The sequence below is a fragment of the Georgenia faecalis genome (genome assembly GCF_003710105.1).
GTDB classification, from domain to species: Bacteria; Actinomycetota; Actinomycetes; order Actinomycetales; family Actinomycetaceae; genus Georgenia_A; species Georgenia_A faecalis.
This window is the reverse complement of record NZ_CP033325.1, coordinates 3,182,030-3,195,190: the sequence shown is the minus strand read 5'-3', so window position 1 is coordinate 3,195,190 and position 13,161 is coordinate 3,182,030. Positions and strand designations below refer to the sequence as shown.

Annotated in this window: 14 protein-coding genes; all 14 read right to left on the bottom strand. The window is 75.7% G+C overall.

Annotation, left to right across the window (positions count from 1 at the left end):
• Positions 1 to 46 precede the first annotated feature (46 nt).
• Positions 47 to 1,849, bottom strand: coding sequence for a cyclic pyranopterin monophosphate synthase MoaC (gene moaC, locus EBO36_RS14045; RefSeq protein WP_164471487.1), 1,803 nt, complete (start codon positions 1,847 to 1,849; stop codon positions 47 to 49).
• Positions 1,846 to 2,142, bottom strand: coding sequence for a hypothetical protein (locus EBO36_RS14040; protein WP_122825696.1), 297 nt, complete (start codon positions 2,140 to 2,142; stop codon positions 1,846 to 1,848). The genes moaC and EBO36_RS14040 overlap by 4 nt, the downstream gene beginning before the upstream one ends.
• A gap of 67 nt (positions 2,143 to 2,209) precedes the next feature.
• Complete coding sequence (gene moeB / locus EBO36_RS14035) at positions 2,210 to 3,382, bottom strand: molybdopterin-synthase adenylyltransferase MoeB (protein WP_122825160.1); 1,173 nt, start codon at positions 3,380 to 3,382, stop codon at positions 2,210 to 2,212.
• A gap of 1 nt (position 3,383) precedes the next feature.
• On the bottom strand, positions 3,384 to 3,662 hold the full coding sequence (locus EBO36_RS14030; RefSeq protein WP_122825159.1) for a MoaD/ThiS family protein: 279 nt from the start codon (positions 3,660 to 3,662) through the stop codon (positions 3,384 to 3,386).
• A gap of 1 nt (position 3,663) precedes the next feature.
• The gene (moaA, locus tag EBO36_RS14025; RefSeq protein WP_122825158.1) at positions 3,664 to 4,788 is read right to left on the bottom strand and encodes a GTP 3',8-cyclase MoaA; all 1,125 of its coding nucleotides are present in this window, start codon (positions 4,786 to 4,788) and stop codon (positions 3,664 to 3,666) included.
• Positions 4,789 to 4,845: 57 nt separating this feature from the next.
• A complete protein-coding gene (locus EBO36_RS14020; protein ID WP_122825157.1) occupies positions 4,846 to 5,856 on the bottom strand; it encodes an aldo/keto reductase family protein in 1,011 nt (336 codons plus the stop codon).
• 152 nt (positions 5,857 to 6,008) lie between these two features.
• Positions 6,009 to 7,034: a nitroreductase family protein gene (locus tag EBO36_RS14015; protein WP_222928729.1), complete on the bottom strand. Its 1,026-nt coding sequence runs from the start codon at positions 7,032 to 7,034 to the stop codon at positions 6,009 to 6,011.
• Positions 7,031 to 8,161, bottom strand: a complete 1,131-nt coding sequence (locus EBO36_RS14010) for a hypothetical protein (protein ID WP_122825156.1) — start codon at positions 8,159 to 8,161, stop codon at positions 7,031 to 7,033. The genes EBO36_RS14015 and EBO36_RS14010 overlap by 4 nt, the downstream gene beginning before the upstream one ends.
• 13 nt (positions 8,162 to 8,174) lie before the next feature.
• Positions 8,175 to 8,636: a DUF4188 domain-containing protein gene (locus EBO36_RS14005; RefSeq protein WP_122825155.1), complete on the bottom strand. Its 462-nt coding sequence runs from the start codon at positions 8,634 to 8,636 to the stop codon at positions 8,175 to 8,177.
• Positions 8,633 to 8,980 (bottom strand): DUF4188 domain-containing protein, encoded by a 348-nt coding sequence (locus tag EBO36_RS14000; RefSeq protein WP_122825154.1) that lies wholly within the window; start codon positions 8,978 to 8,980, stop codon positions 8,633 to 8,635. Before EBO36_RS14000 ends, EBO36_RS14005 begins: the two co-directional genes overlap by 4 nt.
• Positions 8,977 to 10,623 (bottom strand): phenylacetate--CoA ligase family protein, encoded by a 1,647-nt coding sequence (locus EBO36_RS13995; RefSeq protein WP_244925298.1) that lies wholly within the window; start codon positions 10,621 to 10,623, stop codon positions 8,977 to 8,979. Before EBO36_RS13995 ends, EBO36_RS14000 begins: the two co-directional genes overlap by 4 nt.
• Positions 10,624 to 10,775: 152 nt before the next feature.
• On the bottom strand, positions 10,776 to 11,369 hold the full coding sequence (locus tag EBO36_RS13990) for a GNAT family N-acetyltransferase (RefSeq protein WP_122825153.1): 594 nt from the start codon (positions 11,367 to 11,369) through the stop codon (positions 10,776 to 10,778).
• Positions 11,370 to 11,431: 62 nt separating this feature from the next.
• A complete protein-coding gene (locus tag EBO36_RS13985; RefSeq protein WP_164471486.1) occupies positions 11,432 to 11,749 on the bottom strand; it encodes an acyltransferase family protein in 318 nt (105 codons plus the stop codon).
• Positions 11,750 to 11,826: 77 nt separating this feature from the next.
• Positions 11,827 to 13,149, bottom strand: a complete 1,323-nt coding sequence (locus EBO36_RS13980) for a DUF2254 domain-containing protein (RefSeq protein ID WP_222928728.1) — start codon at positions 13,147 to 13,149, stop codon at positions 11,827 to 11,829.
• Positions 13,150 to 13,161 lie beyond the last annotated feature (12 nt).

Below are 13,161 nucleotides of genomic sequence, written 5' to 3'. Positions count from 1 at the left end.
AGGCCGGCGTCGGGCGCCCGGTCCCCGGGCGTCCGGTCCCCGGGCGTCACGGCGCGGGCGGGGCGTCCCGGCGCCAGTCCCCGGACCGTCCGCCCGACTTGGCGACCACGCGGACCCGGGTGATCTCGGCGGCGCGGTCCACGCCCTTGACCATGTCGACGACGGCGAGGGCCGCCACGCTCACCGCGGTGAGCGCCTCCATCTCCACGCCGGTGCGGTCGGCGGTGCGGACCGTCGCGGTGATGAGGACCCGGTCCTGCGCGAGCTCGAGGTCGACGACCACCCCGTGCACCCCGATGACGTGGGCGAGCGGCAGGAGGTCGGGGGTCTTCTTCGCCGCGGCGATCCCGGCGACCCGGGCGACGGCGAGGACGTCACCCTTGGGGACGGTGCCCTCCCGCAGCGCGGTCATCACCGCGGCGCTGCACCGGACCTCACCGGCGGCGACGGCCTCCCGGACGGTCGGGGTCTTCGCGGTGACGTCGACCATCCGGGCGTGCCCGGCGGCGTCGAGGTGGGTGAAGGGCTGGCTCACGCCCACCATCATGACGCCCACGGCGTCCCCGGGAGCGACCTCCTCGACGTCGGCCGCGACGACGGCGAGCGCCTCGGCCCGGGCGAGGGAGGCGACGAGGTGCGAGCCGGAGCCCCCCGCGGCCGCCGGCCGCACGCGCACCGGCGCGCCCGCCCCGGGCGGGTCGAGGGCCGGCGGGTCGAGGACCGGCGGGTCGGCGAGCTCCCGGTCGAGGACCGCCGGGAGGTACTGCCGCCGGCCGGCGGGGCTGCGCCACCCGACCGCGGCGACGGCGGGGAGGACCGGGGCGGCGGGGACGGCGGCCAGGCCGCGCAGCCGGGCCAGGGCGGGCCGGACGAGCACGTGCATGCTGACGAACACGGACACGGGGTTCCCGGGCAGGCAGAAGATCGGGACCCCGGGGCCGCCGTCGGGCCGGGCGAGGACCCCGAAGCCCTGGGGCTTGCCCGGCTGCATGGCGACCGCGGTGAAGGCGACCTCCCCTAGCGGTGCGAGCACCTCCTTGACGACGTCGTACGCCCCGGCGCTCACGCCGCCGGTGGTGACGACGACGTCCACCGCGGGCAGCGCCTCGGCGAGCGCCCGGCGCAGGGCCGCCGGCTCGTCGCCCACCGTGCCGAGCGGCACGGGGACCGCGCCCGCCTCCCGGACCAGACCGAGCACCAGGGCGGTGTTGGAGTCGGGGATCTGCCCCGGCCCCGGCGCCGCGCCCGGCGGCACGAGCTCGGCGCCCGTGGCGAGGACTCCCACGCGCACCCGCGGGTGGACGAGGAGGTCGCCGTGGCCGGTGGACGCCGCAGCCGACAGGTGGCGGCCCGCGAGCGCGGTGCCGGCCCGCAGGACCGGGTCGCCGGGCTCGATGTCGTCGCCGCGGCGGCGCACGTACCGGCCCGGCGGGGCGGGGGCGAGGACGGCGACGACGCCGGGCAGCGGGGCCCCGGGGCCCGCCGGCTGGTCGGTCTGCTCGACCGGGACGACGGCGTCGGCGCCCGGCGGCAGCGGGGCGCCGGTCATGATGCGGGCCGCGGTCCCCGGGCCCACCCCCGGGCGCGCGTCGGTCCCCGCGGGCAGGTCGGCGACGACGCGCAGGCGCACGGGGCGGTCCGGCGAGGCGTCGCCGACATCGGCGGCCCGGACGGCGAACCCGTCCATGGCGGAGTTGTCGAACGGCGGCACCGCCAGGCGCGCGGGGAGGTCGCGCGCCAGCACGCAGCCGTGGGCGTCGGCCAGCGGCCGGCGCACCGGCGCGAGCGGGGCCACGGCGGCGAGGACGCCGGCCAGGTGCTCCTCGACCGGGATGAGCGGGGCGCTCACGGGCGCGGGTTGGTGCGGGACCAGCGCCGCTCGCCCCGGCGCGCCCCCATGCCGGCGGCGCACCGCGGGCACACGTCGCTCACCTCGTCGGCGTGGATCCCCGTGGCGGGCTGGACCTCGGCCCACGGCACGTGCGGGAAGCGCAGGAGCGCCTCGCGGCTCAGGGCGAGCCCGCAGACCGTCTGGTTGGTGCCCGGCACCCAGGCGTGGACCGACCCGGCGGGCGCCCGGACGCCGTCAGGCTCCGTCCACTGCCCGCTCGCGGCGACGGACGCGCCGCTGACCTTGCGCACGGTGACCTCCTGACGTGGCGGGGTGAGAGCGGCTCCCAGGATGGTCCACGGCCGCGTGGGGGGCATCTCAGTAGATCGGCAGGCTGAGGTCGACGTCCCGGGCCCAGGCGAGGATGCCGCCGGAGAGGCTGAGCGCGGGGACGCCGGCCGCCGCCAGCGCGCGGGCCGCCAGCGTCGACCGTTCCCCGCTGCGGCAGTGGACGACGACGTCGGCCGCGGTGCCGTTGTCCGGCGCCGCGTCGAGCTCGCGCGCCACGCCCGCCGGGTCGGCGAGGACGGCGGCGAGCGGCACGTGGACGGCACCGGGGATGACGGCGATGGTGCGCTCGGCCGCCTCGCGCACGTCGAGGAGGACGACGGCGTCCGCGCCGCGCTCGCGGGCGGCGAGGCGGGCGGCGAGCGCGGTGGCGGACAGGGTGGGGACGGCTGCGGGCTCGGCCGGCGCCTCGTCGGTCCGCTCGCGCCGCCGGCCGCCGGGGCGCAGGGGCACCTCGCTCCACCGGGCGGCGAGCGCGTCGAGCACGGCGACCCGCCCGAGGAGCGGCTCGCCGGTGCCGGTGAGGAGCTTGACCGCCTCGGTGGCCATGAGGGCGCCCACCTGGCCGCACAGGGCACCGAGCACGCCGGCCTGGGCGCACGACGGCGTCGTCCCGGGCGGGGGCGGCGCCGGGAAGAGGTCCCGCAGGGTCACCGGCGCGGCGCCCCCGCTGGGGCGGGACCAGAAGACCGACACCTGGGCGTCGAACCGCAGGATCGAGCCCCACACGAGCGGGACGCCGAGGGCCGCGCACGTGTCGTCGACGAGGTAGCGGGTGGCGAAGTTATCGGTGCCGTCGAGGACGAGGTCGTAACCGGCGACGATCGCGGCCGCGTTGCCCGCCGCGAGCCGGACACGGTGGCGGACCACCTCGACGTCGGGGTTGAGGGCGGCGAGGCGGTCGGCCGCGGAGTCGACCTTGGCCCGGCCGACGTCCGCCGCGCCGTGGATCACCTGGCGCTGGAGGTTGGAGGCGTCGACGTCGTCGTCGTCGACGATCCCCAGCCGGCCCACGCCGGCCGCGGCGAGGTAGAGCAGGGCGGGGGAGCCGAGGCCCCCGGCGCCGACGACGAGGACCCGGGCGGCGAGCAGGCGGCGCTGGCCCACCTCGCCCAGGGCGTCGAGGAGGAGGTGGCGCGAGTAGCGCTCCACCTGGTCGCGGCGCAGCGGGGGGCCGGACTCGACGAGGGCGGGCAGGGACATCTCAGCCCCCCGCGAACGGCGGCAGCACGTCGACGCGGGCGGGCTCGCCCAGCGGCGCGGCGGGGTCGGCGAGGACGACGCCGTCGACGAGCAGGCTGGAGATCGCCAGGATGCGGTCCACCGCGGCCCCGCGCGCGGCGCTGATGGCGGCGCGGAGGTCCGCCCCGGTGGCGCCGGCGGGCAGGGTGAGCACCTCCGCCGCGGTGCCGGCGGCCTCCTCGGCCGCGGCGAAGTAGCGGACGTGGACCGTGGTGGTCGCCGAGGTGGGGGTGCCGGTCATCTCATCCTCCGATCGCGCTCATCGGGCGCTGCGGCTGCAGGAAGCCGGGGTCGTCGATGCCGTGACCGGGCAGCTTGCCCCACATCGCCGTGCGCCAGGCGGCGGCGATCTCGGCGTCGTCGGCCCCGGAGCGGACCATGGCGCGCAGGTCCGTCTCCGTGCGGGAGAACAGGCAGGTGCGCACCTGGCCGTCGGCGGTGAGCCGGGTGCGGTCGCAGGCGCCGCAGAAGGACTGGGTCACCGAGGCGATGACGCCGACGGTGCCGCCCGGGCGGTCCCCGTGCGCCGCCACCCGCCAGCGCTGGGCGGGGGCGGCGCCCCGGGCTGCCGGGTCGGTGGCGCTCAGGTCGAACCGGGTGCGCAGGGAGGCGAGGATCTCCTCGGCCGTCACCATCCCCCCGCGGGTCCAGCTCTCCCGCGGCCCGAGCGGCATCTGCTCGATGAAGCGCAGCTCGTAGCCGCGCCGCAGGGCGAACTCGAGCAGGTTCGGCGCCTCCGCGTCGTTGCGCCCCCGCATGAGGACGGCGTTGATCTTCACCGGGGCGAGGCCGGCGGCGTGGGCGGCCGCCAGGGCGGCGAGCACGTCGGGCAACCGGTCGCGCCGCGCCAGCTGCGCGTAGGTCGCCCGGTCGAGCGAGTCGAGCGAGACGTTGACCCGGCGCAGCCCGGCGGCGGCGAGCGCCCCGACGCGCCGGTCCAGACCCAGCCCGTTCGTCGTCAGCGACGTCTCGGGCGCCGCGCCGTCGGGCGTCCGGAGTGCCGTCGTCGCGGCGACGATCTCCTCCAGGCCCTTGCGCAGGAGGGGCTCGCCGCCGGTGAAGCGCACCTCGCGGACCCCGAGGCGCGTCACGGCGACGGTGACGAGGCGGACCACCTCGGCGTCGGTGAGGACGTCGGGGGCGGGCAGCCAGTCGAACCCCTCGGGGGGCATGCAGTACTCGCAGCGCAGGTTGCACCGGTCGGTGAGCGAGACGCGCAGGTCGCGGGCCACCCGGCCGTAGCGGTCGACGAGGCGCGCGTCGTCCGGCCGGGGCGCCGGCGCGTGGCCGCCGCCCCGGCGCGGCTCGGCGGGCCCGGTCGCGCGCGGTGCGCGCACCCGGGGCACTCCGAGCTCGACGGCGGACATCGCCTCACTGTAACGAGGACCACACCGGGCGGCCCGGTCGGTCCGCCAGGGACCGCGTCAGGCGAGGCGCGCCTCCGGCACCGTGGTGAGCGAGGGGTCGCGCACGACCTTGTCGCCGAGCACCGTGTCGATGCGGGCCATGAGCTCCTCGGGGATCTCCACCCCCGAGGCCCGGACGTTCTCCGCCACCTGCTCGGGCCGGGACGCCCCGATGATGGCGGCCGAGACGTTGTCGTTCTGCAGCACCCACGCGATGGCGAGCTGGGCCATGGTGAGCCCGAGCTCCTCGGCCACCGGCCGCAGCTCCTGGACGCGGGTGAGCAGGTCGTCGTCGCCGAGGAAGCGCCGGATCATCGAGGCGCCGCCCTTCTCGTCCGTCGCCCGCGACCCGGCGGGGGGCGCCTGGCCGGGCAGGTACTTGCCGGTGAGGACGCCCTGGGCGACCGGCGACCACACGATCTGGCCGATCCCGAGCTCGACCGAGGCGGGCACCACCTCGGGCTCGATGACCCGCCACAGCATCGAGTACTGGGGCTGGTTGGAGATGAGGCCGAAGCCGAGCTCCCGGGCCAGGGCGTGCCCGGCGCGGAGCTTGTCGGCGGGCCACTCGGACACGCCGATGTAGAGGGCCTTGCCGGCGCGGACGATGTCGGCGAACGCCTGCATCGTCTCCTCCAGCGGCGTCTCGACGTCGTAGCGGTGCGCCTGGTAGAGGTCGACGTAGTCGGTCCCCAGGCGGCGTAGGGACGCGTCGATGGACTCCATGACGTGCTTGCGGGACAGGCCGGTGTCGTTGGGGCCCTTGCTGCCGGTGGGGAAGTAGACCTTGGTGAAGATCTCGAGCTCGTGGCGCGGCACGCCCGCCAGCGCCTCGCCGAGGACCGTCTCCGCGACGGTGTTGGCGTAGGTGTCGGCGGTGTCGAACGTCGTGATGCCCGCGTCGAGCGCGGCGTGCACGCAGCGGGTGGCCACCTCGTTCTCCACCTGGGAGCCGTGGGTGAGCCAGTTGCCGTAGGTGATCTCCGAGATCTTCAGACCGCTGTTGCCGAGGTATCGATGCTGGACCATGCGCCCAACGGTAGGGCCGATCGGCGTTCCTGCATGATGCCCGTCGTCGCCCTGACCTGCCGGCCGTGCTGCCGGAGTCCGGCGCCGGTGACGAAGGACGAGGCGGGACCCGACAGGCCTGCCGGCGCGGGGGCGTGGGGCCCGTTCCCCGATCAGTCGGTGAGGCGGCGCGCGGCCGGCGGCGGGTGGCGTGGGACCCCGAGCCGAAAGACGGCCACGACGCGACGGTTGGTGCCAGCCGTGGCGGCCGCGACCATCCGCGCGGTCTCGGGGCAGTCGAGGAGCTGGCTGAGGGGGTGGACCCACAGCCCTTCGCGCCCGGCAGCGAGCCAGGTCCGCAGCAGCGCACGCCCGAGGTCGGCGAGGTGGTCGTCGCCCCGGTCCGCCACAGCGGTGAGGGCCACGACCGTGCCCAGCGGGCGGGCGGTCGAGGAGGCCGCCAGCAACCGGGTCGCCCGCGTCCCGCGCAGGACGGGCAGGAGCGCGGGCGAGAGCGAGAGCCGTAGGACGGCGGCCTCCCACGGCCGCAGGCCCAGGACCTGGGCGGTGAGGCCGTCACGGTCCCTGCGGTGACGGCCCAGCCGCAGCCACTCGCGCAGCTCGGCCGTCGCCGGCCCGTCGAACGTCCACCGGTCCGCCACGGGCAGGGCCCGGGCGACGAGGTCAGCGGGCAGGGCGACGAGCGCAGACCCGTCGGGCAGGTCCGCTGAGCCTCCGATGCGGGCGATCTGCTCCGCCGACGAGGCCGGCGGGGCGTAGGGGCCCCTGGCCGTGCGGCGCGCGCGGAGCTCGGCCACGGTGAAGGCGGCCACCCCGCTCGCGGCGGGCGCGCCACCCGGGGATGGCGAAACCGGCGGGGTCCGGTCCAGGCTGATGAGGCCGGCGCGACGGGAGGACCTGTCCACCCGCCACCGCGTCGACGCCCGCAGGCCCAGGTCGCAGGCGGTGATCTCCACCGCCTGCGCCACCGCGCCGAGCGAGAGGAGGAGGTCCCGGCCGCTGGGGTCTCCCGCCGGCAGCGTCCGGTCCGGGTGCCAGCCCAGGGCGAGCGCGTCCGGCCCGGACTCGGTGAGGTGCCACGGCTGGGTGTTGTGGGCGCTGGGCGCCCGGCCCCAGTCGGCGGACCTGGCCAGCACCTGCTGGGCGGGTGTCGCCCGCCCGCCGCCGGAGGACGTCATCCGGCCGGCCGGCGGTAGAAGCACACATCGTGCAGGGGGCGCCCACCCATCGCGGCGAACTGGGCCGCGGAGGCGGCGTTCTCCTCACCCACGAACGTCACCCGGAGCGTCTCGTACCCGCCCGCGACGAGGTTCGCCAGCAGCCGGTGCGAGAGCAGTGTCATGAGGCCCCGGCCACGCGCCTGCGGCACCGTGCCCTTGATGATGAGCACCGCCTCCCGGGGCAGGGCCCGGCGCGTCGCGAGCAGGCGCACCTGGTCGAGCAGCGCCATCCGTCCACCGGTCGACATGACGAACCCGCTGACGTCCGGCACGACGAGCACGAACGCCACGGGCTCCCCGCGCTCACTCGCCCACAGCAGGAGCGACTCGTCCAGCAGCCACGCCAGCCCGTCGGTGGCCGCGGCGAGCTCCGCCGCCGTGATGGGGGTGTAGTACGGAAGCTCGGCGAAGCTCGCGTTGAGCATGCCGCGCAGGATCGGCAGCTGTTCCCCGAAGCGCCGACGGTGCCCGCGGTGCACCTCGATCCCGTCCCGCTCGCCCGCGCCGCGGGGGAAGACGGCGTCGGCATCGAGCCCGCGCAGGTCCTCGACGATCCACGTCGCTGCCGGCCACACGCGGTCGAACCCCGCGGCCTCCCACGCGGCGGGGTAGGAGGGCGGGTTCCACGGGGAGTCGACGAATCCGCGCTCACCGTGCCCGGACGTGATGACGCCGCCTGTCTGGTTCGGCAGCAGGGACACCGGGCCGAGCAGGGTGCCCCGCCCCTGCTCGCGGGCGCGCCGCGAGGCATGTGCGGTGAGCGCGCGCAGGACGTGGGCGCCGGTGAACTCCGTCGCCCCGAGGAGCTGGACGGGCTCGCCGAGCTTGCGGTCCATGCGCTCGTCGCTGTGCACGGTGCTGCGCCCGACGACGCGCCCGGAGGTGTCCCGGGCCAGCACGAGCTCGACCGGGCCGTGCGGGGTGTGCGGCCCGACGCCGCGCCACCAGCGCTTGACGGTGTCCTGGAACAGCGGCACGGCGTGGGTGCGTGGGTGGAGCCGCAGCGGGAGGTCGAGGAAGGCTCGCAGGTCGGCACGCGAGCGGACCGGCTCGACGCGCACCTGCGCGGCGCCCTCCTGCGTCATCGCCCCCACCGGCTCACGGCTCGCGCGGGCCGCGGGCCGCGCGCCGGACCGGCGGACCCACCGTCTCCCCGCCCACGGGGGTGAACCGTTCGATGTGCGCCATGACGTCGCCCTCGGCCCGCCAGACGCCGTTGGTGTAGCCGGACGTCTCGGCCGCGTAGACGCGGACCCAGCTGCCGGTGGCGGCGCTGCGCCCCGCGGCCCAGTCGGCCAGTCCGCGGTGGGCGCCGGTCCGGGCGAAGCGCAAGAGGTCCTCCTCGGTGGCGAACCACCCGATCGTGCCGAGGGTGGCCGGCGGCTGCCAGTAGCGCCGGTGCCCCCGGTACCCCGGCGCGGTCCTCATCCGGGCGGCGAGCGCAGCGTGAGCGCGCGCGTGCCGCAGCCACGCCCGCGGCGACGACAGGCGGGTGCCGCTGACGAACATGGCCTGCGCCTGACCGATCGGGGGCGCCTGCGAGAAGTCGTCGGTCCTCACGCTCGCCCCCCGTCCGAGCCGTACAGCCGGATGTAGCCACCGGTGGCGTTGCGGGTCCCGTCGACCGCCCACCCCATGAGCTCGCGGTGCGCCCCGGTACGCGAGAACCGCAGCAGGTCCTCCCGCGTGGCGAAGAACCCGATAGTGCCCAGGGTGAACGGCGGCTCGTAGTAGACCTGGTGGTGCACGTAGCCCGGCATCCGCTTGAGCTGGCGGACCATCGCGAACCACCGGGGCGCCAGGCGGAGCCAGGCGAGCGGGCTCGTGTAGCGGGTCGCCCCCACGAACACGGACGTCGCGTCGGCGGCCTCGCGCCGCGGCTCCTCGCCCCGCACGCGCATCACGAGGGCTCACCGCGCAGGTAGACCCGCTTGAGCGCGGACCCGCCCTCGGCGAACGGCCCGGTGGAGTAGTCGTGGACCCGCACGGCGATGTCGCCGCTGCGCTCCGACTCCTCCAGCGACTGGGCGAAGTCGCGGCTCACGCGCGCGAGATAACCGACCACGCCCTCCCGCGCGCCGTGCGCGAGTGCGTCGCGGTCGGCGTCGGTGAGGGCGATGTCCGCGCGCAGCTCGAGGTGGATGACCGGTTGCTGGACCGTCTCGTCCCCCGCGACCGCCTCGAGGGTGAGGGTGAACGAGGCGAGCTGCGCGGCACGGGCGGGGGAGTCGTACAGGCCGTTCTCCACGTCCTGCGGGTAGATGTGCGCGCCCATGAAGGAGATGGTGGCGTCCGCGCGGCCGTACAGCAGCAGGAGCGGCAGCTTCATGCCCTGCTCCGCCCAGGCCGCCCGGGCGGCGTGCCGCCACCGCGGGAAGCGCCTCATGATGGCGGCGAGGTCCTGCCACTCCAGCAGCGCGCCCTCGTCGTGGATGTTGTAGCGCAGCTTGGGCGAGAGGACGGAGGTCGACGTGAGGGTGCACAGGATCTCGCCGTGCGCGTCGGTCTCGAGGTAGGTCTCGAGCGGGTTGTACTGGAAGATCATCGGGGTCCGCGCCTCGCCGGGTCCGAGGACCGCCTCGCGCAGGTCGTGGTCCGCCAGGAGCGCCCGGCGCAGGAACACCGTGAGCTCGGTCTCGCCGGCGATGCCGATGGTGAGGTCGGAGGCGCCGTAGCCGGAGCGGACGGTGAGGAACCGCTGCTCGCAGTAGTCGCGCAGCGCCTCCGTCATGCCTTCCCCGCCGACGAGCCCGTGCATCCGGTAGGCGGACCAGTCCAGGCCCACGGCGTCGAGGCGGTCGCGGACGTCCTTGAGGAACGGTGGGTACGCCGCGACGAGGTAGGTGAAGCCGGGACCGAAGTGGGTGATCGTGTCGACGATCTTGTCGAGGTCCGGGCCGGTGTTCTTCACCATGGCGATCTTGGCCATGGCGATGCCCGTGTTCGTGCCGGTGGCCCAGGCCCCCATCGAGTAGGCGTTGATGACGAAGAGGCGCTCCTCCCCGCGCATCATGATCGAGGTGAAGCCCGCGACGTTGCGGTGGATGTCCGCCAGCTCCTCCCGCCCGCGGACCCAGTTGAACGGCTGCCCGGAGGAGCCGGAGGACTCGTCGACGAGGGTGCCGCGAAGCTGCAGGTCACCGTTCCAGCACCGCTGCTCCTCGGGGTACCGGGTGACGTAGCTGTCCTTGTCAGTCGGCGGGTAGTTCTCGAGGTCCCACCAGCGGAACGTGAAGCCGTGGCGGCGGAGGAAGTCCCGGTAGGCCGGCACGTGCAACGAGGCGAGCTGGCAGGTCATCCACGCGTGCCGGCGGGCGAACTCACCCATCCACGGGCGGTAGTGGGTCGCGGTGACGCGCCACAGCGCCGGGTGGACCTTGTACAGGCTGTACGTGGTGGTGAGGGCCGCCGTGCCCGCGCGCAGGCTCGTGCGGCGGGCGACCTTGAGCGGGGCGCTCGTCCAGGCGCGCTCCGCGGCGGTGTAGAGCCGGCGCCCGCCTGCGGTGCCGCGCAGCTGCGCGACGGCGCCCCTCGTCGGGCTCGTCATCGAGGAGCGTCCTTTCCGGGGTGGGTACGCGTCCGGGAGAGACTACCGGCGCCCGGACGCCGCGGTCCGCGCATCGGACCGCTCGCGCGCGGCGGCCCGCTCCGCGCCCCGCGGCGCCCCCGGGCACCCGGAGCGCCATCGCCGGTGTCGGGCTACCGGCGCGCGGCCCACTCGTGGTCGAGGACGGCCATAAGGACGGAGTCCACCCACTCGCCGTCGAAGAGGTGCGCCTCGCGCTCGACGCCCTCGACGACGAAGCCGGCCCGGGCGTAGACGTGCTGCGCTCGCGGGTTGAAGGCGAGGACCCCGAGCGAGACCCGGTGGAGGCCGATCGCGGCGAACGCGTGGTCGAGCAGCAGGCGCGTCGCCTCGGTCCCGAGCCCCCGGCCCCGGCCGTCCGGGCCGAGGAGGATGCGGAAGTTGCAGGACGCGTTGTCCGGGTCCCAGTCGTTGAGCACGACCTCGCCGACGAGCGTGCCGGTCTCGCGGTCGACGACGGCGAGGTCGAGCCGGTCCGTCTGGTCGCTCCGGCTGCCGTACCACTCACGCAGCCGGTCGAGGTCGGGCGCGGCCGCCTCTGCCTCGGCGCTCGTGCGCACCGAGCCGGTCAGCCGGTTGACCTCGGGGTCGCGCAGGATCTCGGCCATCGCGTCGGCGTCGTCGACGGTGAACGGACGCAGCAGGGTGAGCTCGCCGACGAGGACCGGCACGGATCCGAGGCTGGGCGCTCCGAGGGAGGACGTCATGGTCCCGATGGTGGCACGGTCGGGGGGCGCCCCCGACGTCCGGTTGCGCGCACGTGAGGTCCTTACGCCGTGGGGGTGGCCGTCGCCGTGACCTCGGTGCTCGCCCTGGCAGCGCGGCGACGGTCCCACGCGCTGCGCAGCCGCCGCTCGACCGGCTTCTCGACGAGGTGGTGCCCGGCGGCTGCCGCGAGGAGCGAGGTCAGGAGTATCGGGACGTGCCACAGAAGGTTCCCCCACGAGGGGTCGAGCTTCCCGACGGCGGCGCGCACGGCGTAGATGAGCGTCGCGTGGAGGAGGTAGAACGCGTACGACCACTCCCCGAGGCGCACCAGCGGCCGCGTGACGAGGGTCGACCGCCCGCCACGCCGCTCGTGGCTCACCGCCGAGATGATGACGGCGGCGCAAAGGATCCCGATGACCACCGGCGTGGCGACCGTCGCGAGGGTGAGGGCGGGGCCTACCGCCCGTGCTCGGCGGGATCCGTCGCGTCGGCGGCCATGGCGTGCAGCCGGGCCACGTCGTGGGGGTGCAGGCCGGACTGGGCGTCGACGCCGTCGAGCAGGAGGTCGATCTGCGCCCGGAGTGCCGGCACGTGCTCGGGCCGGCCCGCCTGCTCGACGTGCGCGATGAGCATGCGCAGCACCCGCAGCAGCGCGGCGACCACCTGCGGCTGGGGTGGGGCGGCCTGGCGGAGCTGGTCGAAGGCGTGGGCGATGTACTCCGTGTGGTCGAGGTCCCAGGGCCGCACGAACACGCGGCCCCGCCCGTCGGTGACGGCCCGAGCGAAGTCGGTGACCAGCAGCTCACGCATGAGCCCCCCGACGCGCAACGTCACCTCCACGGCCGTGCTGGGATCGTTGATCGCCGCGCTCAACGCCCGCAGCCCGACGTCGACGAGCTGGCGCAGGGCGAAGTCGACGTCCTGCTGCATCGTCCGGCTGTCGCTCACGGCCACGGCGGCGGCCAGCGCCCGCTCCGCCCCGTCGTCCAGGGGCGGCGGCCACACGGTGACGAGCGGCTCGCCCTGGTGGAGGTAGGCCCCGACGCGGGTCTCCAGGCGCACCGTGGTCCCCGCCGGGACGGCGGCAAGGAGACGAGCGGTGTCCACCTGGCTCACCCAGCCCCCGGTGTCCGTGTGCACCCGGAGCACCGAGGCGGGCGGGGTGAGCGCGGCCTCGCTCCGCGTGAGTCCGCGGGGCTCCGCGCGTATCCGGCCGATGACCGCGAGGCCCTCGGCGGCGATGTCCCGGGCAAGGTGCCCCACCTGCAGGCGGTGGGCGAGGTGGTCGAGGTGGGCGATGATCGCCACGACGGTGACCACCGCGAGGACGATCGCGACCGTCACTGACACCCGCGGCGCCGGGCCGGTCCCCTCACCACGCAGGCTGGGCAGGGTGAGGACGCAGTACACGAAGGTCGCGACGAGCAGGCCGATGACGAGCTGGCTCAACCGGTCGCGGATGAACGAGCGCATGACGCGCGGCGAGAACTGGCTCGAGGCGAGCTGGAGACTGACCACGGTGAGGGAGAAGACCACGCCCGCCGTCGTGATCATGGCCCCGGCGACGGTGCTGACGAGCCACGTCGCCGCGGTGGTGTCCATGCTCACCGTGAGCGGGATCGGCCGGTCCCCGATCGCGTCGTCGATGCGGGTGGTCAGCGCAGCGAGCGCCAGGCCGCCGGCCACGACGAGGGTCGGCAGGAGGAACAGGCTCTCCCGGAACCGGTACGCTCCCGCCGCCAGTCGCAGCGCGAACGCCGGCTTCGTCCGCTCGCTCACCGCCTCGTCTCC